Origin of the sequence: uncultured Fibrella sp., from assembly GCF_964250085.1 — a bacterium.
GTDB lineage: Bacteria > Bacteroidota > Bacteroidia > Cytophagales > Spirosomataceae > Fibrella.
The window spans coordinates 569,217-589,126 of sequence record NZ_CAXUEC010000002.1; the positions used below are offsets into that span (position 1 = coordinate 569,217).

Sequence of the window (19,910 nt, forward strand, 5' to 3'; positions counted from 1 at the left end):
TTTTTTAATTCGATGTGATCCGGCTGGGATTCGAACCCAGGACCCATACATTAAAAGTGTATTGCTCTACCAGCTGAGCTACCAGATCATTGTCCAAATTAGTAACTCAATGTTGAGTACCGATTTGGGACTGCAAAAGTAGGCGTTTACACCTATGAACACAAGAGGAAGATCAAACTTTTTTCATCATTTGTGTAAGTATCACAGCCTCAGCCGCTTGCCGTACGTCGTGAACACGCAGGATGACCGCTCCCTTTAGTAAAGCCACCGTGTTGAGCACCGTTGTGCCATTCAGTGCTTCATTGGCGGTCACGTTTAGCGTTTTCCAGATAGTTGCTTTTCGGGATATACCGACCAGCACCGGCTCACTGAATACGGTAGTCAGCGCCGCTAATTCGTTGAGAAGTTGAAAATTCTGCTCGGCCGTTTTGGCAAAGCCAAAGCCCGGATCGATAATTACGTCGACAGGCAACCCCGAAGCACTCTGGGTACGTAGTTGGGCTAGCTGACTCGCTAGTTCATCGATCACGTCGAGCGTTACGTTCTGGTAGGTTGCCTTCGCCTGCATAGTCTGGGGCGTACCCCGCATGTGCATCAGGATGTACGGGACGCCCAGTTCAGCCACCGTAGCAAACATCGCCGGGTCGAGCGTGCCACCGGCCACGTCGTTGATCAGCACGGCACCCTGCTCAACGGCCAGCCGCGCCACATCGGCCCGGAACGTATCCACGGAAATGAGTGCGTCGGGGAAGCTATCGAGAATGCCTTCGATAACCGGCAGCACCCGATCAGCCTCTTCGGCCGGGCTAACATCGGCCGCACCGGGCCGCGTCGAATAACCACCGACGTCCAGGAAGGTGGCTCCTTCGTCGAGCATTCGGGCGGCAATTTCTACCTCCCGGCCCACATCGAGCCGGCTGCCGGCATAAAAGGAATCGGGCGTCACGTTCAGGATTCCCATCACCTTTGGCACCGTCAGATCGACAAGCCGCCCCCGGCAGTTCAGCGTTTTTTGCGTAATTTTGAGCATCAAAAAATATGTTTACTGTTTTCTGTTTACCGTTATCTGTTGCGCTGCTTACAATTGACGAACGCTTGTGGCAGCGCAACAGAAAACGGTAAACAGAAAACAGTAAACTGAATTTATGTCTACAGAAGCCCAATATCGGCAGGTCGTGCTGCGTTGCAAGGAGTTATTCCTGAAAAAAAACCATGATTACGGTACTGCCTGGCGCATTTTACGGCTGTCAAGCATCACGGATCAGATCTATATCAAGGCCCAGCGCATCCGCACCTTGCAGGAGACGGGCGTCAACAAAGTAGGCGAAGGCATTGAACCTGAGTTTGTCGGCATCATCAACTACTGCGTTATGGCCCTGATTCAGATGCAGTTGGCCACCAACGCCGACACGCGCACCGACATTCCAACCGATGAACTTGAGGAGTTGTACGACAAGCAGATGAATGGGGTGATGAACTTGCTGTTTGCCAAAAACCATGATTATGGTGAAGCCTGGCGGCAGATGCGCGTTTCGTCGATGACCGATCTGATTCTGATGAAGTTACTGCGTACCAAACAGATCGAAGACAATCAGGGGGCTACGCTCATCTCGGAAGGGGTTGACGCCAACTACATGGACATGATTAATTACGCCGTCTTTTGCCTCATAAAACTGACTCTGGAATAAAGTTTGTACCAACGCCTCTTTTTAACCTCAACATGAACGCAACGACACCACAGCCCCCCGTAAAGACAGGAACGCCCACGATGCTGACCATCGCCCGAATTGCCCGGTTCCTGGTTGGATTGCTCTTTATTCTGTCGGGCCTGATCAAGATGAATGACCCGGTCGGGACGCAGATCAAAATGACGGAATATTTCGAGGTGTTTGCCGAAGACCTGCCTGCGCTGGCGGGGTTCTTTCACGCATTCATTCCGTATATGCTCTACTTTTCGGTGTTTATGTGCGCCGCCGAAGTGGTGCTGGGCGTAGCGTTGCTGGTGTCGTACCGTCCCAAGCTGACTACCTGGCTGCTGTTGTTGCTGGTTGGCTTTTTCACGTTCCTGACCTTTTATTCGGCTTATTTCAATAAGGTAACCGACTGCGGCTGTTTTGGCGAGGCCCTGAAACTGAAACCCTGGACATCGTTTACCAAAGACGTGGTGCTGATGGTGCTGATTCTGTTCATTATCGGGCACCGAAACCGCATGAAATCCCGCAAGACGGGATGGGCCGTTTTTCTATCGTTTGTGCTGTCGGTAGGGCTTGGCGTCTGGGCCATTCAATACCTGTCGCCGCTCGATATGCTTCCCTACGCCGTGGGCAAGAACATTCCGGCGCAGATGAAGCCGTCGGAGCCATTGCGGTTCAGCTACATCATGACCAAAGACGGGCAGGAGTATGAGATGGAAAAGTACCCCACCGATACGACGTTCAAGTTTAAAGAGATGATTACGCTGAACGAATCGGCCAAGCCAAAGATTACTGATTATCGGGTCTGGAGCGATACAGAGGGCGATTTCACCGAGCAGAGTTTTCAGGGCAACAAGCTGTTTGTTATCGTGAAAGACCCCGCCACGATCGACGCAGGTACGTTGCCCGCCATCCGAACGCTGGTCAACGAGCTGAAAGGAACGACGGTGACGCCATTGCTGCTGACCTCGGCATCTGACGAAGCCATCAATGCGTTCAAGAAAGAGTTTTTGCTCGATATTCCCGCGTATAAAGGCGACGCCACCGTACTGAAAACCATCATGCGCGCCGATCCAGGTACGTGGTTACTCAGCAATGGCGTGGTACGTGGCAAATGGCATAACAACCGCACACCGGGCAAAGCCGAGGTATTGGAAGCGGTGAAGTAAACTTAGAAGTCCAACGGTCAGGGCCTAACGTCCAAAGTCGCTCCGCTACATCACCTTGACCAGATGTAGCGGAGCGACTTTGGATGTTAGACCCTGACCGTTGGACTTCCGTCCCATCTATCATGAAGAACATTTACCTGATTGGCATGCCGTCGTCGGGCAAGAGTACGCTTGGCAAGCGACTGGCCCGTGCCCTACATTATCATTTTGTTGATACCGACCGGCTGATTATTCGGGAAGAAGGGCGCAGTGTGGCCGATATTTTTGCGCAGAAAGGCGAAGCGTATTTCCGCGAAGCAGAGGCCCGTGTGCTCCGAACGATCAGGCCGGGCGGTAGCCTGGTGATTGCAACAGGTGGCGGTATGCCCTGTTTTCACGATAACATGGCCTATATCAAAGCAACGGGTTTATCGGTCTTTCTGGACGTGGCGCCCGAGGAACTGGCTCAACGCATGATCACGCACGCCCGGCAGTTTCCTACCACGACGCCTGAACGGCCACTTTTCGACGCTGATGATCAGGCACTACTCGATGTGTTACGGCAAAAGCAGATTCAGCGGTTACCGGTTTACCAGCAGGCCGATATCCAGATGACGGGCGATATTACTGAGCAAGACTTACTTACGTTACTGGGCGACTGGTTGTAGGTAGGTACAGCCACTCTCGTTTGTATATTTGTTACCAGTTTTTTCTGTGTAGCCTGCTGCCTTTCATGAACGCCCCGCTTATTCCTAACCTGATCAGTCTCGTTATTCCCGCCTTCAACGAAGAAGACAACCTCCCCTTCCTGGTTGAGCGGCTTCGGGCGGTGATGGAACCACTGGGAATTTACGAAATCCTGATTATCGACGATGGCAGTACCGACCAGACAAAAGCGGTGCTCCGGCAATTGAGCCAGACGTTTGACGAAGTTCGTTTTCTGTCGTTCTCCCGGAATTTCGGGCATCAGGTAGCCTTGCGGGCTGGCTACGACCATGCACGGGGCGACTGCGCCATTAGCCTCGATGCCGACCTGCAACACCCACCCGAACTGATTCCAACACTGATTAAAAAATGGCGCGAGGGGTTCGATGTAGTGTATACCGTTCGCACGCCCGACCCGAATCTCCCCTGGAAAAAACGGTTTACGTCGCGCAATTTCTACAAGTTTCTTCGCGCCGCTTCTGACCTGGAGCTTGAAGACGGCGCCGCTGATTTCCGCCTCCTCGACCGGAAAGTACTGAACGTACTGAAACAGTTTAAAGAGAACGATCTCTTTCTGCGCGGCATGATTTCGTGGATGGGTTTCCGGCAATGCCGCATCGAATATGAACCCGCTGCCCGCTTTGCCGGCACAACCAAATACTCGTTTAAAAAGATGCTGCAACTGGCCATGATGGGCATCACTTCGTTCAGCACCAAACCGTTATACGTGTCGGTTGCCGTTGGTTTTGTGATGGCGCTGCTGGCCGTACTGGTGGGCATGGAAGTGCTGTATGAATACTTTTTCACCAACGCCACTGTCTCCGGCTGGACCACGCTGGTTGTCTTGACAGTGCTCATTGGCGGGGTTCAGTTCATCGTCATCGGTATTATGGGCGTATATTTGGGGAAAACGTTTGTGGAGGTGAAACGTCGCCCGCCGTACATCATCGGTGACACAAGCGAGATTGAGGAAGTCATTACATGGCAACTACCAACCCCCGACATATACTCTTCACCGTTGACGTAGAGGAGTTTGATACGGCCGTCGAATATGGCCACGACCTCTCGCTCAGCGACCAGATTGCCGTCTCGACTAAAGGACTGCGCCTGCTGGCCGAGCGGTTTGATGCGTTGCAGGCGCGAACCACGCTGTTTACTACGGCCAACTACGCCCTGCACGAACCCAAGTTGATGAAACGCCTGGCCAAAACCCACGAAATAGCGTCGCACGGGTATTACCACACCACGTTTGAACCGGCTGATCTGGCCACGTCGAAACAGGCGCTGGAAGGCCTGCTCGGCCAACCCATCCGGGGATTCCGGCGGGCACGGATGGGCGAAACCAACCCCGACGACCTGGTAGCGGCCGGGTACGTATACAACTCATCACTGCATCCCACGTTCATCCCCGGCCGCTACAACCACTGGGGCGAGCCCCGGCTGCCCTTCCGCGAGAAAACGATCTGGCAGATTCCGGCTTCGGTAACGCCGCATATCAGGTTACCCCTGTTCTGGCTCAGCCTGAAAAACTTCCCATTTGCGCTGTACAAGCAACTCTGCCTGCAAACCCTCCGCGCCGACGGGTTTGTGAACCTGTACGTACACCCCTGGGAATTCACCGATCTGGCCCAATTTGACAAGATTCCCGGGTACGTTAAGCGCTACTCCCGCGATGAACTCCTCGACCGGGTTGAAGCCCTGCTCCGGTTTCTTCGGCAACACGGTGAGTATACGACTATGGGTGAATTTGCAGATACACTGACCTAGTGGTGTATTGCTTCGCGCTCGGTTACACCGGCCATGCCCGGTGCAAGTGATGCTCCGCTTTCGATGGCTTTTCTTTTAAGCTATCAATTTGAATTTGACATGCTTATCGTAGCGGAGCATTACTTGCACCGGGCATAGCCCGAACCGAGCGCGAAGAACACAGCCAAGAACACTTGAAACTCTTATCAACACACTTTCTCTCGTGACAAACACGCTTCCTACCAGCACCTTTCGCTGGCTGACGCCCTACCGGATGGCCGCCATTACGCTGGTTATTTTCACTGCCGTGGCGGGCCAGAAATATGCACTCGGGCAGTTTAATAACTACCTGATGTTTGCCAAGCCGTTTCATAACCTTCTGATCGACAAGACGATTTACGGCCTGCACCCAACGTTGTTTGAAGACAACTATAAGTACAGCCCCACGTTTGCCTGGCTGATGGGGCCATTCTATTACCTGCCCAACTGGCTCGGGGTATTGCTTTGGAACCTGCTGAACGCGGCTATGCTGGTAGCAGGTATCTGGTATTACCTCAGCGATTATGCCGATGCCAACCGGAAACGGACGATCGTGTTGCTGATCGTCTTTGCCGAAGCCCTGATCACCGCCCAGAACATGCAGAGCAATAATTTCATTGTGGGTGCTATGCTGCTGGGTATTTATTACCTGCGCAACCAGCGGGTATGGCTGGCGGCGCTGTTGTTCACCCTATGCCTGTACATCAAATTCTACGGGGTAGGAGCCGCCATTTTCTTTCTGTTCTACCCCAAAAAAGGGCAGTTCTTACTCGCTATGGTCGTCTGGACGATACTGCTTGGCCTGGCTCCCTGGACAATGATTCCCTGGAGTAGTGTAGTGAGCGAATACGTAGAATGGGGGCGTGTGGTGGTCGATAGTAAGTTGGGTACGTTGATTTCGGTGCCGGGGATTCTGGTGGCCTGGTTCGGCATGGCGAAAACAGACGGCAATCTGCGCATTCTCGAACTGATCGGCATTACACTTTTTCTGGCGCCATTTGCGCGAATCAGCCTTTGGCAGGATCGTACGTATCAGCGGCGTATGCTGGCGTATTTTCTGCTGTTTGTGATTATTTTCAACAAAATGGCGGAGTCGCCGACCTACGTACTAGCCGTAGTTGGGGTAGCCCTGTGGTGGGTAACGCTCGACTCGCCGGTGTCGACGCTCGACAAGGTGCTGCTGGCACTGGTGATTATTTTTACTTCTTTCTCACCCACCGACCTATTCCCTAAAGTGTGGCAGAATGAGTTCTTTGTGCCCTACAGCATCAAAGCGGTTCCCTGTGTGCTGGTCTGGTTGCGCGTGCAATACCAACTCTGGACTCAGATGAAGACGACATCGGAAATGACTTCCGATCCTACTTCCTTGTTGACCAACTGAATTACCTTCTGTTTGGCGTTCACCAACTCGCTACGGAGCGGGGCCGATGACAATTCGATGTAGAGCGTGCTCTCGCGGACGTAGAGACGGGTCGTACGCGAGGCAATGGCCTGCCCCATCATTCTTCCCCAGTACGCTTCCAGGTACGTTTCGTTGAAGCGCCCCCGTAGCTTGTAGACCTGTAACAGCTTGTCAAACGCTTCTTTGACGGTGGTGGTCCCTGGATTACGGGACGTCGCGGTTACATACTTGTTGTTGGTCATATCGGAGCAAAGCGTTGGGGGACTATTTACAAAGATACTAATCCGTTAATGCGACGGACTGTTTGCGGACTGAACATTTTTTTGCGACGTACCTGCCTTCCTGATGTGAGCAAACTGGTATACATCCATGAACCGTTGACCCTCAGCCAAGTCCGAGATCAGGCGGGGCAGTGCCGATGGGCCAACCGTAGCCAACCAGCGCGACACCTCGCGGCCAGCCGTCAGGTACGCCAGCATCACGCGGCTGTAGTCTCCGTAGAAAAAGTCGCGGGTCGTCTCGAGCGACGACAGTACCGGCACCACCTGCGGGCTGAGCCCTTCGGGGCCGTAAGCCCGGTATTTCCATTCGGCATCGTAGATCAGAAATCGTTCGCGGGCTGTGCTTCCACCACTTGAAAAACGATAATCGACCATCAACGCCAGTCCTTCGTTGAACCACTGGGGCACCTGCCGCTTGATCGTCAGCCAGCCCAGGCGAGCGAATAACTCGTCGTGACATAGTTCGTGGGCCATCACATCGGGGCTGTTGCCTTCCGGTCCCAGCACCAGGAACGAATCACCCCAGGGCATACCAAGGCTGCATCCAGCCCCTTCACCGCCCGAACAATACTGGGCATACTGATCCTGCGTGGGGCAATAAATGATCGTCGCTTTCCCCTGTTGCCTCCCCCAGAACTGCCGGATACGGGCCGACGCAACCTGTACATGACTGAATAATAGGTCGCGTTGCCGGGGCGTAGCGTCGGTACTGATGTAGAGTGTTCGGTCACCCGCCTTTACTGGCTGGAAATCGCTGGCGTGGACAATGGTCAGGCATCGCCACAAGGTTGGAAACAGGATGAACGTTCCAAGAGGCAGGGCAATCAGTAAAGCAACAAACCAACGGATGATAGGCCAACGCATGAATCACTCAACGACGAGAACGAACATACAGTTTTACGTTGGGTCGATTTCAGGGCGATAAAGACCAGTCCACTTTTGTACTGTCCGCCGTTCGTCGGGCAGAAACTGCTGTCTATCCTGTTTAATTCCGGGTCTATCCCCTTTCGTTTTCACACATTTTGGCCGAGCAACATCTTTGTATTGTACAACCGACTAATTATGAAGACGACCGTTTTACTTATCAGTGCTGCCCTGCTTACCGCCAGTTTATCGGCACCCGCTTTTGCCCAGTTTCCGGGCATGGTTGGCGGCGCTACTCAACCCAAAGCCCTGCCCGGCACAGCAGGTGATAATAGCCCCAAAGGAACCGCCAAAATAACTGGGTACGTTGTCGATTCAGCGCAGACGAAAGCCGTCGAGTTTGCCAGTATAGCCCTGTATAATACCGCAACCGGAAAAGCCGTAGACGGAACCGTAGCCGATGAAAAAGGTAAGTTTACCCTCGCCAAGCTAGTAGCCGGCCAGTACAAAGCCCTGATCACATTTGTTGGTTACCGCACCAAAACCATTGATAGCCTGACGGTTAGCAACGGCCAATCGCTCGACATCGGCGTTATCAAACTCAGTTCCAGCGTGAAGATGCTGAACGAAGTGACCGTTGTTGGCCAGTCGGCACTGATCGAAGAGAAGGTAGATCGCCTGGTGTACAACGCCGAGAAAGACATCACGGCCAAAGGGGGTGATGCGGCCGATGTGCTCCGTAAAGTGCCGCTACTCACCGTTGACCTCGACGGAAATGTATCGCTTCGGGGTAGCAGTAACATCCGGGTGCTGATCAACAATAAGCCCAGTACGATCGTGGCCAGCAGCGTGTCTGATGCGCTCAAGCAAATCCCGGCCGACCAGATCAAGACGGTGGAAGTAATCACCAGTCCATCGGCAAAATATGATGCGGAAGGATCGGGCGGCATTATTAATATTATTACAAAAAAGAACAGCCTCCAGGGACTGAACCTGAACGTCGATTCGGGCATTGGTAACCGGGGCTCGTCGCTGTCGCTCAACGGCAGCTACCGAAAAGGAAAAGCTGGTTTTACGCTTGGCGGCTTTGGTCGTGGCATCTACAACACCAAAACCGACACTCAACTCGAACAAACGAGCCGATCGAACGGTGTTTCGACCGTTACTCAGCAGAACGGAAAGGGCAAAAGCGAAGGTATTTTTGGTCAGTACAACCTGGGCTTTGATTATGATCTGGCTAAAGACCAGAGCATTACGGCCGGCGTACGGTATGGCGTTCGTAATTTCAGTACGCAACAGGATCTGGTCACTCAGCTACTCACCAACGGTATACCCGGATCAAGCATTAACCGGAACGTCGATGCCAAAAATCTGTCGGGCACCATTGATACCAACATCGACTACCTGCACACGTTCAAACCCCAGCAGGAATGGAGCATTTCAACATTGTATAGCCGGACTGATCTGACCAATAATTTCGACGCCAACCTGTATAACAATTCAGCCGCGCTGGTCAGCCGCCAGCGAAACCTGAACTCGAACCTGAACCAGGAATTCACACTACAAACTGATTACCAGACACCTGTCAAGAAAAATCAACTCCTTGAGTTTGGCGGCAAAGCCATTTTCCGGCAGGTAGACAGTGATTACAGCTACCTGTTTGGTGGTGCCTCGGGTGAGTTGACCACGCAGTCGAACAACAAGCTGGGCGCGTTGCTGTACCATCAGAACATTGCGGCAGGCTACACATCGTATACGTACACCACCAAAAAACGGTATACCTTCAAAGGAGGCGTGCGTTATGAACACACGTTCATCGACGCCAGCACGAAAGAAGGCGGCCCGATTGGTATTGGCGACTATGGTGTATTGGTTCCCAGCGTCAATGCCTCGAAAACGTTCAGTGGTACAACGTTCAAGCTGGGTTACAATCGCCGGATTCAGCGGCCTGGTCTTCAGCAGTTGAACCCGAACTTCAACGCCGCCAACCCACAGGTGATTACCGTTGGTAACCCGGCGTTACGCCCTGAATTGACCGACAATATTGAACTGGGCCTGAGCCGCACCATCAAGAAGACGTTTGTTACCGCCACATTCTTCGGCCGGATAACGGACAACGCCATTACGCAGGTTAGCCAGCCGTCGGATTCGCTGCCGGGCGCTATCGTAACAACCTATCAGAACATCGGTCGGCAACGTACCTATGGCACCAACGTTTTCGCCAACGTGGCGCTGACCTCGAAAATCAACATTGGCGTATTCTTCAATGGCTTCTACACCAGCCTGACGGGTCAGGCGATCGGAGAAAAAGGCATATCGCAGCAATTGACCAACAGCGGCCTCCAGATCAGTGGTGGCACAATGGCTTCGGCCCAGTTTGGCCACGGCTGGGGCGTTCAGGCATTCGGCTTTATGCAAGGCAACACTATTCAGTTGCAGGGCAAGCAGGGCGGATTCGGGTTCTACACGGTGGGTGTTAAAAAAGACATTGCCAACAAGAAAGGCAGTGTGGGCCTCGCCGCCGAGAACTTCCTGTCGGATCGATTCAATATTCACACCGTTCTCAATTCTTCTCAATTCAGTCAGGTCAACGACGTGTATCTTTACAACCGGGGTATCCGTCTAACCTTTACCTACAAGATTGGCAAGATGACGATGGATGCACCGCGCAAGAAAGCAAAAGGCGTAAATAACGACGATGTGAAGAGCGACGGTACTGGTGGCGGCGCCCCGACTGGTGGGGGCAGTGCACCGGCGGGCGGCGCTCCACGGCAGTAGAACTAACAACTTAACTAAAGCTTATCTAATGAAAACCAACAAATTCCTGGCCGCGACCCTGGCCGCCTTCGTCTCGTTCGGAGCGTATGCCCAAACCGTTGATGAGATCGTTAGTAAACACGTAGCTGCCCTCGGCGGTATGGACAAACTGAACGCCGTGAAAACGGTGGTTACTGATCGTTCATTAGCCGTACAGGGTATGGAAATTCCCAGTGTCACTACGGTTGTTGTAGGAAAAGCAATGCGCTCGGAATCAACTGTTATGGGCAACTCTATGGTTCAAGTAGTGAATGGCACTACTGGCTGGATGATCCGCCCGGCCATGATGGGTGGCACCGGTGACCCCGAAGATATGCCTGCCGATGCCCTGAAACAGTCGATGAGCCAGTTGTATCCGTTTGGCACGCTGGTCAACTACAAAGAGAATGGCACTAAAGTAGAGCTCGTAGGTAAAGAGCAGGTTGACAAGAAAGACGTGTATCACCTGAAAGTGACTCCGAAAGACGGTCCGGCAATTGATGAGTACGTGGATGCGACAACGTACCTGGTAAGCAAAATCAAAGCAATGACTAACGGACAGGAAAGCGAAATTCTTCTGTCGGACTATAAAGAAGTGAATGGCGTTAAATTTCCTAACACGATGGAAATCGTTGGTGGGCAGATGGGTAGCATCTCCTTCAACACCAACAAAGTAACGGTGAATGGCCCCGTTGATGAGAAAATCTTCACTAAGCCAACCAAGTAATTACCCGTCCTTATTTACCTTACCGAAAAAGCCGCTCAGTGTTGAGCGGCTTTTTCGGTAAGGTAGTGTCCTTCACCCAATACATTGAACCAGTGTAAGAACTTTCTGTCATCTGCTGGTTTCATCAGTAGCTTGACCAATAATTGATCAGTGGTAATTGATAATTGACAACTATGCCCACTACGCTTATACTTGGCGCCGGACTGGCCGGGCTGACAGCCGCCCGCGAATTGACTCAACATAATCACGACGTTATCATCGTTGATAAAGGCCGGGGCGTTGGCGGTCGACTAGCCACCCGCCGCATTGCCAACGGCCGCGCCGACCACGGGGCTCAATACTTTTCGGCCCGGTCTGCCGAGTTCCAGGCGCTCACGCAGACGATGCTCACGGCGGGCATTGTGCATGAATGGCATATCGAGCAGTCAGACCCGGCTTCGTTCCAGCATCCACGCTTTGTAGGCGCTGAAGGCATGAGCAGCATTGCCAAATACCTGGCCAATGGCCTGACGGTGCAAACCGAAAAACGCGCAGTGCAGGTTAGCCAGATAGACAACGGCTGGCAGGTGGCTTTCGACGATGGCCAAACGATCCGTGCCGACTCGCTGCTTGTGACGATACCCGCGCCACAGGTACTGGCGCTTTGGCAGGAATCGGGCCTTTCGCTTTCTCCCGATGACCAGGCCGCGCTGGAATCGATTCACTACGAACCCTGTTTGGCAGTGATGCTCCAGCTCAGTCAGCCCAGCAACGTACCTGCCCCCGGCGGACTAAAACTACCTCCCGACAGCCCCGTATCCTGGATTGCTGATAATCAGCAGAAAGGCGTTTCGCCCGACTTACCCACTGTAACGATTCATGCCTCCCACAGCTATAGCCAGCAACATCTGGACGACCCTGATCTGAATGCGCTCATTCCAGACCTTGTAGCCGCCGTAGCCGATTACATTTCACCCGGAACGATCGTTGGTCAGCAGATTCATCGGTGGCGGTACAGCAATGCAACCGTACGTTACCAGGAACCGTTTCTGGCCGCCTCAACGCAGGTCCCGCTCCTATTCGGAGGCGACGGTTTTGGACAGGGCAACGTCGAAGGTGCGTATCTCTCCGGTCTGGCCATGGCGCGGGCGCTACTCCAACAAGCGGATTTTCCGATTTAAGCGGAGTACATCCCTTTAAAATCAAAAAATCTGTGTACATCCGTTTGATCTACCCAATTCGTGTTCCTATATGAATCCCGCATACCCATTACTCTTCCGTGTGCCAACATAATCCGCGTACCTTTGCCCTATGATTACTATTGGCCAATATAACCGGCTTACGGCCCTGCGAATGACAAGCGTGGGCATGTACCTGGGTGACGAAGACGACAACGACATTCTGTTACCCAACAAATACGTACCCGATGATCTGCGTGAAGACGATGAGATCGAGGTATTCGTTTATACCGACTCGGAAGATCGCCCCATTGCCACAACCCTTCGCCCGGCTGTGTTGCGCAATCAGTTCGCTGCGCTGAAATGCGTCGCCATTTCGTCGTTTGGTGCGTTTATGGACTGGGGACTGGAGAAAGACCTGCTGGTACCCACCAAAGCGCAGGAAGAACCCATGTCGGAAGGTCGCTGGTATGTGGTGTACTGTGGCTACGATGCCGACACCGACCGGCTGATCGGCTCCTCGAAAATCAATGCCCTCGTTGATGATGAGGCGCCGGAAGGCCTCAAAGAAGGCGATGAAGTAACGGCCCTGGTTTACGAACGCACCGACCTTGGGCTGAATGCCGTAGTGAACGATCAGTTTCGGGGTCTATTCTACGCCAACGAGTTGTTTAAACCGCTTCGGATTGGCGATAAAGTTAACGCCTATGTAAAACGCATCCGCGAAGACCTGCGCGTTGACCTCAGCCTGCAGCCCGCTGGCTATGCCAAAGTAGAACCCAACGCGCAGGTGATTCTGGATAAGCTCAAGGCGCAGAATGGTTTTCTGCCGCTAACCGATTCGTCTGACCCGCAAGCCATTTACAGGCTACTGGAAATGAGCAAAAAGACGTTCAAAAAAGCCATTGGTGCGCTGTACAAGGATCGGAAGGTTGTGCTGAAAGAAGACGGGATTTATCTGGCATGATTGGCACAGACCTGACCATTGCCCGGCAGTGGCTCGAAGCAGGGAACGTAGTTGGTATTCCGACCGAGACCGTCTACGGCCTGGCCGGAAATGCCCTCAATGACGAGGCGGTGCTGACGATCTTCCGGGTAAAGAACCGCCCCGCCTTCGACCCGCTGATTGTCCACACCGATTCACTCGACAAAATACGCGGGCTGGTTCGCGACTTGCCACCCGTTGCCGAGCAACTGGCACGTACCTGCTGGCCGGGTCCGCTTACGTTGCTCTTACCCAAACGCGACCACGTACCCGACCTGACCACCTCCGGCCTGGATACCGTCGCGGTCCGAATTCCCGATCACCCGCTGACGTTGGCCCTGCTGAAGTCGCTCGATTTTCCGCTGGCGGCTCCCAGTGCCAATCCGTTCGGCTATATCAGTCCCACCACCGCGCAGCACGTAGCCGACCAGTTGGGCGATCAGGTGCCGTATATCCTCGATGGCGGCCCCTGCCCGGTTGGCGTTGAATCGACCATTATTGGTTTCGACGAAGCTGGTCGGGCGGTGGTGTACCGGCTTGGCGGCATGGCGCTGGAGCAACTGGAAGCCATTACGGGTCCTCTTCGCGTACAAACATCGAGTTCAAATCCGCAGGAACAGGCGCATCCGCAGGCACCGGGTATGCTTACCTCGCACTACGCCCCCCGCAAGCCACTGACGTTGCTGGCTGATGGTGAGGTTCCGGCGGCGCTGGGTACGTTGCCCGCTGAGCAATTTGCCAATTCGGTGGGTGCGCTGGTGTTCTCAAGTACGTTGCCCGGCATTCCCGAAGCCAATCAGTTGGTATTGTCGCCCAATGGCGATGTACTGGAAGCAGCCCGCCATCTGTTTGCGTACCTGCGTCGGTTGGATACACTACCCGTTACGCAATTATACGCCCAGCTAGTGCCCGACGAAGGCCTCGGCCGTGCCATAAACGATCGATTAAGACGGGCAGCGGCGTGAGTTCTGTCGGCATTGTAGTTAACTACTTTTGCAGTATGTTTCATTCATTGTAGTGCTATTCCTAACCAAACTCCCTATGCGTTTCTCCATCAACCTGTTACTCTTCTTTATTTCATTTACTACGGCGGTTGCCCAGCCGTATAAACTCGCAGACACCAAATCACCGGCAACCGTGGGCGTAAGCGCCGACCGGCTCCAACGCATCGACCGGGTGCTGAAAGAATACGTCGATCAGGGCAAGCAGGCCGGTATTATTGCGTTGGTCGTGCGGAACGGGCAGATTGTGTACCATAAAGCGTTTGGCGAAAACGGTAGCCCCACCAAAGCGCCCCTTCAGCGCGACGCCATTATGCGCATTGCCTCACAAACGAAAGCCATTACCAGCCTGGCGGTGATGATGCTGTATGAAGAAGGCCGTTTCCTGCTCGACGACCCTATTTCGAAGTACATTCCGGCTTTTAAGAGCCCCGTCGTGCTCGACACCTACAACGAAAAAGATACCACCTACACGACCAAACCAGCTAAAGGCGAAATCACGATCCGGCAGTTGCTGACGCACACGTCGGGGTTAAGCTACGCAGGTATTGGCACGAAGGAAGCCGTGGCCATCTACGCCAAAGGTGGTATTCCAAGCGGCATCGGCACGCCCATGTACAGCCTGTCGGCAACGATTCCGGCGTTGGCCAGGCTGCCACTGGTGAACCAGCCGGGCGAAAAATGGACCTACAGTCTCAGCACCGACGTACTTGGCTACTTCGTTGAAGTCATCTCCGGCCAATCGCTCGACCAGTTTTTTCGTACCCGTATTTTCGAGCCATTGGGCATGAACGATACTTATTTCTACATGCCCGCCAGCAAAACTGGCCGCCTCGCCACCTTATATACCGAAACTCCGGGAACGAAAGCCGTGGTACCTATGCCTGCTCAGTTTGGTATGACTGATTACCCAGCCAAACCAGGTACGTATTACTCAGGTGGCGCTGGTCTGTCATCGACGGCCTACGACTACGCTATTTTTCTGCAAATGATGCTGAACGGCGGCGAATATGGCGGAAAACGACTACTGGCACCTGCCACGGTCCACCTGATGACGCAGAACCAGATTGGGGCGCTCAATCAGGGCGACAACAAATTTGGGCTTGGCTTTGGCATTTCCACCGAAAAAGCGGCGGCCAAACTCCCCGTCTCGGTCGGCATGTTCGAGTGGGGTGGATTTTTCGGCACCAACTACTGGGCTGATCCGCAAAAAGGCATTATTGGCCTGATCATGACCCAGAAATACCCAAACTCTTACGGCGACCTAAACGATAAATTCCGCGTGCTGGTGTATCAGGCGCTGGATAAGTAGCTTACTATTTACCGTTAATTTTTCCTAATTCATCGGCCGTACACGATTGCGTAGAAGCGATCGTTGGTTGAAAAAGGCTATTTTTGTTCAATGGCGCGTAAGAAAAAAAATGTGGGTGCCTACCCAACCGGTCGAATCCTGTTTAGCCTGACCCTGGCGCTGTTGCTTATCGGCGCTTGTGGCCTGCTGGCCATCCAGTCGAAACGGCTGGTTACCAACGTGCGGGAAGGCAACGAAGTACGGGCTTTCCTGGATAACGACCTGGACTCGACAGACCGGCTCAAGCTGGCGAAAACGCTGGCCGATCAGCCATTCGTGGTCGTGACAGATGGCAAAGCACAGCTCAGGTACGTGTCGAAAGATGATGCGGCGAAGGAATTTATTGCGGAAACGAAAGAAGATTTTACGCAGTTCCTGGCCGATAATCCGCTGCATGCCAGTTACCGGATCCGCTTGCGCGAAGACTATTTTGCGGAGGATAAGTTAAAGGAAGTAAAAGCCAGTCTGGAAAAAATGGATGGCGTGTTTGAAGTCGTTTACCCCGAAAATATGGTCGACAACATCAACCGGAACATCACCAAAATATACGCGGTGATGGCTGTTTTTGCCCTGGTGCTGCTTATTATTATCGTTGTGTTGATGAACAACACCATTCGCCTGGCGTTGTATTCGCAACGGCTGCTGATTCGGAGTATGCAACTGGTTGGCGCGACGAATGGGTTTATTACCCGCCCATTCCTGACGCGGGGGCTGACCCAGGGGCTTATGGCGGGCCTTATTGCGGCTACTATTCTGTTCATTGCCTGGTATGCCGCCATCCTGGGCCTGCCGGAACTGAATACGCTGACCGACCCCCTGCAATTGCTGATGCTGGCGGGCGGATTGATTGTACTGGGTATGGTTATCGGGTTGCTAAGTACGCTACAAGCTGTTCACCGTTACCTGGACCTTTCGCTCGACGAGTTATATTGATGACATTGCCAACCACCGGTTGGCCCCTAAAAACGATTGAATTATATGGAATCTGTTCGCCCCAAAACACCCAAGACTGCACCAGTTACGGGTATTCCAACGCCGTTGTCGACCAAGCCAACGCCGTCGTATGTACCGGCGATGCCTTTCGGAAAGGCTAACTTCCAACTGATGATTGCGGGTATCGTGACCATTCTGGTTGGGTTCTTCATCATGACCATCGACACCGAACCGTTTGGTTTTGGCTTCTTCGGTCTTACGCTCGGCCCCCTAGTTGTGACAGCGGGCTTTATCATCGAGTTTTTCGCCATCCTGAAAAAACCAGCCGAAACAGCTAGCTAACTGGTCAACGGGTGTCATTTTGGGAACACAAAGCGGGTTACCTCACGGTCCACTCGCTTTGTGTTCCCTTTTTTTGTAGGTAGCCGTTCTTGTTCATCGTAGCTTTGGGACCTGTTTCACTGATACTATCTATATGAGTCTGTTTCATGCCATCATGCTGGCCATTATCGAGGGCCTGACCGAGTTTTTACCCGTATCGTCTACCGGCCACATGATTATTTATTCGTCGCTGGCAGGCATTAGCGGCGACGAGTTCACCAAGCTCTATACCGTTGATATTCAGTTCGGTTGCATCCTTTCGGTACTGGTTCTGTATTACCGCCGTTTCCTGCGCGACACGCGTACCCGCGCCGATATGGTCTGGTACAATGCCCTGCCCAGTTTCGCACAGAAGCTGGTAAGCCCTGTATCCGGTCAGCTCGATTTTTACCTGAAACTACTGGTCGCCTTTCTACCCGCTGCGGTGATCGGTTTTCTGCTCAACGACTTCATCGACAGCCTGTTAGAGAACGTGACGGTCGTTGCCATTTCCCTGGTTGTGGGGGGCGTTATCCTGGTTTTCATCGACCGGATCATCGAGAAACACGCGGAACGGGATTATGACATTACCTTTCCTGAAGCACTGAAAGTTGGTTTCTTCCAGTGCATCGCCATGGTTCCCGGCGTGTCGCGCTCAGCGGCAACCATCATTGGCGGCATGACGCAGGGCTTGACCCGTCAGCAGGCGGCTGAATTTTCGTTCTTCCTGGCTGTTCCTACCATGGCTGCGGCTACTGGCTACAAGTTGCTGAAGACGTACAAGATGCTACAACCGGCTGACTATCAAACATTGCTAATCGGAAACGCGATTGCGTTTGTGGTCGGGCTACTGGCGATTCGGGGCTTTGTTGGTTTTTTGAATAAATACGGTTTCAAGGTCTTTGGCTATTACCGCATCGTCGTTGGCCTGGCGATCCTGGGCCTGCTGGCCGCCGGAGTAAAAATTGATATTCTCTAATTCTGGCATGGACCCAAACCAGCCTACCCCCGAGCCGGGGCAACTCATTCTGATCGACAAGCCCCGCGAATGGACCTCGTTCGACGTGGTAAACAAGATACGCCGCGCCTGCAAGATCAAGAAAATTGGTCATGCCGGTACCCTCGACCCGCTGGCAACGGGTTTACTGATTCTGTGCACCGGAAAAATGACCAAGCAGATCGACAGCTATCAGGCGCAGGAAAAGGAGTATACAGGTACGTTGGTGCTGGGCAAAACTACCCCTTCGGTCGATCTGGAAACTGACTTCGACGGCGAGTTCGACACGTCGGGTATTACGCACGAGCAGGTACGTGCCGCCGCCGCGCAATTGACCGGTGAACTGCAACAGATACCGCCTATCTACTCGGCCATCCGGGTAAACGGCGAACGGCTATACGAACGGGCAAGGCGTGGCGAAACTGCCGATCAGGTGGAAGGAGGCATCAAAAGCCGGACGGTTACGGTCTCCACGTTCAACGTAATGACCAACGATTTCCCCACCATCGACTTCCGTATTGTGTGCTCGAAAGGCACCTACATTCGCAGTCTGGTGCGCGATTTAGGCCTTTCGCTCAACAATGGTGCCTACATGTCGGTCCTGCGCCGAACCCGCATTGGCGAGTTCGACGTAAAAGATGCCCATACAGTAGAGGGCTTTATTGAACAGTATTTAAACGGTCATTAGGTAGTCATTGGTTGTCATTAAGTGGTCATTCATTGCCGGAATCTGAACAATGAATGACCACTTAATGACAACTAATGACTACCTAATGACATTATAATCTATGATCGTCCATCGCGGCATCGACAGCTTATCGCCTATCCCCTACGCCGTTGTAACGAGCGGCACCTTCGACGGGGTGCATCTGGGGCATCAAACCATTCTGAAACGACTCAACGAAGTGGCTCGTGGCCATGCCGACGGGCAATCGGTTGTGATGACCTACTGGCCGCACCCCCGGACGGTGGTTTCTAACGACAGCCAGGATTTACGGCTGCTGAGTACACTGGATGAAAAGATCGAGTTACTCGAACAAGCGGGCGTCGACCATCTGGTGGTGATTCCATTCACACGGGCTTTTTCGCAGTTGACCTCTGAAGAGTTTATCCAGCAGGTGCTCGTGGAGGGATTAGGCACAAAGAAACTTGTTATCGGCTATGACCACCGGTTCGGTCGGGATCGCGAAGGCGGCTTCGACTACATTCAGGCCCACCAGACCGACTACGGTTTTGAGGTCGAAGAGATCCCCCGGCAGGATATTGAAGCGATCGGCATCAGTTCCTCGAAAATCCGCACCGCGTTGAACGAGGGAAATATCGACGCGGCCACGCGCTTTCTGGGTCGCCCCTATTCGGTAACCGGTACTATTGTAAAAGGCCGTCAGCTTGGGCGTACCATCGGTTTTCCAACGGCCAATTTGCAGGTCGACGACGCCATAAAGTTAATTCCGGCCAACGGGGTTTACGCTGTTGATGTAATACAAGGCGGGCAAACGTACGGCGGTATGCTGAACATCGGTTTTCGGCCAACGGTAGCCGGTGAGCATCAGACTATCGAAACGTACATTTTCGATTTTGACAGAGACATCTACGGCGAACACATGACCTTGCAATTCCGCGCATTCCTACGCCCCGAGCAGAAATTTACCGGCCTGCCCGCCCTGGTCGAGCAGCTTCAGAAAGACGAGCAAACCGCGAGGGAGCTTTTGGTTTAACGTTTA

The 19,910-nt window shown here is 53.2% G+C and carries 20 protein-coding genes and 1 tRNA gene; 17 read left to right on the plus strand and 4 right to left on the minus strand.

Annotated elements, in window-relative coordinates:
- Positions 1–15: 15 nt before the first annotated feature.
- Together ACFE8Q_RS07825 and folP are read right to left on the minus strand one after the other, a co-directional pair.
- Positions 16–88: transfer RNA gene (locus ACFE8Q_RS07825), tRNA-Lys, on the minus strand.
- Positions 89–172: 84 nt separating this feature from the next.
- On the minus strand, positions 173–1,030 hold the full coding sequence (gene folP, locus ACFE8Q_RS07830) for a dihydropteroate synthase (protein WP_375444812.1): 858 nt from the start codon (positions 1,028–1,030) through the stop codon (positions 173–175).
- A 115-nt stretch (positions 1,031–1,145) separates the two neighbouring features.
- Here folP and ACFE8Q_RS07835 point away from each other — a divergent pair, with 115 nt between their 5' ends.
- The 6 genes from ACFE8Q_RS07835 (at position 1,146) to ACFE8Q_RS07860 (ending at position 6,713) form a co-directional block, all read left to right on the plus strand.
- Entirely contained in the window at positions 1,146–1,688 is a 543-nt protein-coding gene (locus tag ACFE8Q_RS07835) for a DUF1599 domain-containing protein (protein ID WP_375444813.1), read from the plus strand.
- A gap of 32 nt (positions 1,689–1,720) precedes the next feature.
- On the plus strand, positions 1,721–2,863 hold the full coding sequence (locus tag ACFE8Q_RS07840; RefSeq protein ID WP_375444814.1) for a BT_3928 family protein: 1,143 nt from the start codon (positions 1,721–1,723) through the stop codon (positions 2,861–2,863).
- A gap of 122 nt (positions 2,864–2,985) precedes the next feature.
- Positions 2,986–3,510 (plus strand): shikimate kinase, encoded by a 525-nt coding sequence (locus ACFE8Q_RS07845; RefSeq protein WP_375444815.1) that lies wholly within the window; start codon positions 2,986–2,988, stop codon positions 3,508–3,510.
- Positions 3,511–3,575: 65 nt separating this feature from the next.
- A complete protein-coding gene (locus ACFE8Q_RS07850; protein ID WP_375444816.1) occupies positions 3,576–4,574 on the plus strand; it encodes a glycosyltransferase in 999 nt (332 codons plus the stop codon).
- Positions 4,529–5,314 (plus strand): polysaccharide deacetylase, encoded by a 786-nt coding sequence (locus ACFE8Q_RS07855; RefSeq protein WP_375444817.1) that lies wholly within the window; start codon positions 4,529–4,531, stop codon positions 5,312–5,314. Before ACFE8Q_RS07850 ends, ACFE8Q_RS07855 begins: the two co-directional genes overlap by 46 nt.
- A gap of 202 nt (positions 5,315–5,516) precedes the next feature.
- Positions 5,517–6,713, plus strand: coding sequence for a glycosyltransferase family 87 protein (locus tag ACFE8Q_RS07860; protein ID WP_375444818.1), 1,197 nt, complete (start codon positions 5,517–5,519; stop codon positions 6,711–6,713).
- On the opposite strand, the gene ACFE8Q_RS07865 is transcribed toward ACFE8Q_RS07860, so the two are convergent.
- Positions 6,656–6,976 (minus strand): DUF721 domain-containing protein, encoded by a 321-nt coding sequence (locus ACFE8Q_RS07865; protein ID WP_375444819.1) that lies wholly within the window; start codon positions 6,974–6,976, stop codon positions 6,656–6,658. The genes ACFE8Q_RS07860 and ACFE8Q_RS07865 overlap by 58 nt on opposite strands.
- A gap of 45 nt (positions 6,977–7,021) precedes the next feature.
- Entirely contained in the window at positions 7,022–7,879 is an 858-nt protein-coding gene (locus ACFE8Q_RS07870; RefSeq protein WP_375444820.1) for a hypothetical protein, read from the minus strand.
- Between the two features lie 198 nt (positions 7,880–8,077).
- Here ACFE8Q_RS07870 and ACFE8Q_RS07875 point away from each other — a divergent pair, with 198 nt between their 5' ends.
- The 11 genes from ACFE8Q_RS07875 (at position 8,078) to ACFE8Q_RS07925 (ending at position 19,904) form a co-directional block, all read left to right on the plus strand.
- A complete protein-coding gene (locus tag ACFE8Q_RS07875) occupies positions 8,078–10,657 on the plus strand; it encodes a TonB-dependent receptor domain-containing protein (RefSeq protein ID WP_375444821.1) in 2,580 nt (859 codons plus the stop codon).
- A 28-nt stretch (positions 10,658–10,685) separates the two neighbouring features.
- Entirely contained in the window at positions 10,686–11,402 is a 717-nt protein-coding gene (locus ACFE8Q_RS07880; protein WP_375444822.1) for an outer membrane lipoprotein-sorting protein, read from the plus strand.
- Positions 11,403–11,575: 173 nt separating this feature from the next.
- A complete protein-coding gene (locus ACFE8Q_RS07885) occupies positions 11,576–12,562 on the plus strand; it encodes an NAD(P)/FAD-dependent oxidoreductase (RefSeq protein ID WP_375444823.1) in 987 nt (328 codons plus the stop codon).
- A 130-nt stretch (positions 12,563–12,692) separates the two neighbouring features.
- Positions 12,693–13,526, plus strand: a complete 834-nt coding sequence (locus ACFE8Q_RS07890; protein WP_375444824.1) for a S1 RNA-binding domain-containing protein — start codon at positions 12,693–12,695, stop codon at positions 13,524–13,526.
- Positions 13,523–14,509 (plus strand): L-threonylcarbamoyladenylate synthase, encoded by a 987-nt coding sequence (locus ACFE8Q_RS07895; protein WP_375444825.1) that lies wholly within the window; start codon positions 13,523–13,525, stop codon positions 14,507–14,509. The genes ACFE8Q_RS07890 and ACFE8Q_RS07895 overlap by 4 nt, the downstream gene beginning before the upstream one ends.
- Before the next feature lie 76 nt (positions 14,510–14,585).
- On the plus strand, positions 14,586–15,857 hold the full coding sequence (locus ACFE8Q_RS07900) for a serine hydrolase domain-containing protein (RefSeq protein WP_375444826.1): 1,272 nt from the start codon (positions 14,586–14,588) through the stop codon (positions 15,855–15,857).
- A 90-nt stretch (positions 15,858–15,947) separates the two neighbouring features.
- A complete protein-coding gene (locus ACFE8Q_RS07905; protein WP_375444827.1) occupies positions 15,948–16,829 on the plus strand; it encodes a cell division protein FtsX in 882 nt (293 codons plus the stop codon).
- A gap of 45 nt (positions 16,830–16,874) precedes the next feature.
- Positions 16,875–17,171: a DUF3098 domain-containing protein gene (locus tag ACFE8Q_RS07910; protein WP_375444828.1), complete on the plus strand. Its 297-nt coding sequence runs from the start codon at positions 16,875–16,877 to the stop codon at positions 17,169–17,171.
- 133 nt (positions 17,172–17,304) lie between these two features.
- Positions 17,305–18,168, plus strand: a complete 864-nt coding sequence (locus tag ACFE8Q_RS07915; protein WP_375444829.1) for an undecaprenyl-diphosphate phosphatase — start codon at positions 17,305–17,307, stop codon at positions 18,166–18,168.
- A 7-nt stretch (positions 18,169–18,175) separates the two neighbouring features.
- Positions 18,176–18,874 (plus strand): tRNA pseudouridine(55) synthase TruB, encoded by a 699-nt coding sequence (truB, locus tag ACFE8Q_RS07920; RefSeq protein ID WP_375444830.1) that lies wholly within the window; start codon positions 18,176–18,178, stop codon positions 18,872–18,874.
- Positions 18,875–18,974: 100 nt separating this feature from the next.
- The gene (locus ACFE8Q_RS07925; protein WP_375444831.1) at positions 18,975–19,904 is read left to right on the plus strand and encodes a bifunctional riboflavin kinase/FAD synthetase; all 930 of its coding nucleotides are present in this window, start codon (positions 18,975–18,977) and stop codon (positions 19,902–19,904) included.
- Positions 19,905–19,910 lie beyond the last annotated feature (6 nt).

Excerpts from the sequence above, each read along its gene's own strand:
- folP (WP_375444812.1), bottom strand. The coding sequence starts at position 1,030 with ATGCTCAAAATTACGCAAAAAACGCTGAACTGCCGGGGGCGGCTTGTC.
- ACFE8Q_RS07910 (WP_375444828.1), top strand. The coding sequence starts at position 16,875 with ATGGAATCTGTTCGCCCCAAAACACCCAAGACTGCACCAGTTACGGGT.
- ACFE8Q_RS07900 (WP_375444826.1), top strand. The coding sequence starts at position 14,586 with ATGCGTTTCTCCATCAACCTGTTACTCTTCTTTATTTCATTTACTACG.
- truB (WP_375444830.1), top strand. The coding sequence starts at position 18,176 with ATGGACCCAAACCAGCCTACCCCCGAGCCGGGGCAACTCATTCTGATC.
- ACFE8Q_RS07865 (WP_375444819.1), bottom strand. The coding sequence starts at position 6,976 with ATGACCAACAACAAGTATGTAACCGCGACGTCCCGTAATCCAGGGACC.
- ACFE8Q_RS07890 (WP_375444824.1), top strand. The coding sequence starts at position 12,693 with ATGATTACTATTGGCCAATATAACCGGCTTACGGCCCTGCGAATGACA.
- ACFE8Q_RS07885 (WP_375444823.1), top strand. The coding sequence starts at position 11,576 with ATGCCCACTACGCTTATACTTGGCGCCGGACTGGCCGGGCTGACAGCC.
- ACFE8Q_RS07925 (WP_375444831.1), top strand. The coding sequence starts at position 18,975 with ATGATCGTCCATCGCGGCATCGACAGCTTATCGCCTATCCCCTACGCC.
- ACFE8Q_RS07915 (WP_375444829.1), top strand. The coding sequence starts at position 17,305 with ATGAGTCTGTTTCATGCCATCATGCTGGCCATTATCGAGGGCCTGACC.
- ACFE8Q_RS07895 (WP_375444825.1), top strand. The coding sequence starts at position 13,523 with ATGATTGGCACAGACCTGACCATTGCCCGGCAGTGGCTCGAAGCAGGG.
- ACFE8Q_RS07880 (WP_375444822.1), top strand. The coding sequence starts at position 10,686 with ATGAAAACCAACAAATTCCTGGCCGCGACCCTGGCCGCCTTCGTCTCG.
- ACFE8Q_RS07870 (WP_375444820.1), bottom strand. The coding sequence starts at position 7,879 with ATGCGTTGGCCTATCATCCGTTGGTTTGTTGCTTTACTGATTGCCCTG.
- ACFE8Q_RS07845 (WP_375444815.1), top strand. The coding sequence starts at position 2,986 with ATGAAGAACATTTACCTGATTGGCATGCCGTCGTCGGGCAAGAGTACG.
- ACFE8Q_RS07840 (WP_375444814.1), top strand. The coding sequence starts at position 1,721 with ATGAACGCAACGACACCACAGCCCCCCGTAAAGACAGGAACGCCCACG.
- ACFE8Q_RS07835 (WP_375444813.1), top strand. The coding sequence starts at position 1,146 with ATGTCTACAGAAGCCCAATATCGGCAGGTCGTGCTGCGTTGCAAGGAG.
- ACFE8Q_RS07905 (WP_375444827.1), top strand. The coding sequence starts at position 15,948 with ATGGCGCGTAAGAAAAAAAATGTGGGTGCCTACCCAACCGGTCGAATC.
- ACFE8Q_RS07850 (WP_375444816.1), top strand. The coding sequence starts at position 3,576 with ATGAACGCCCCGCTTATTCCTAACCTGATCAGTCTCGTTATTCCCGCC.
- ACFE8Q_RS07855 (WP_375444817.1), top strand. The coding sequence starts at position 4,529 with ATGGCAACTACCAACCCCCGACATATACTCTTCACCGTTGACGTAGAG.
- ACFE8Q_RS07875 (WP_375444821.1), top strand. The coding sequence starts at position 8,078 with ATGAAGACGACCGTTTTACTTATCAGTGCTGCCCTGCTTACCGCCAGT.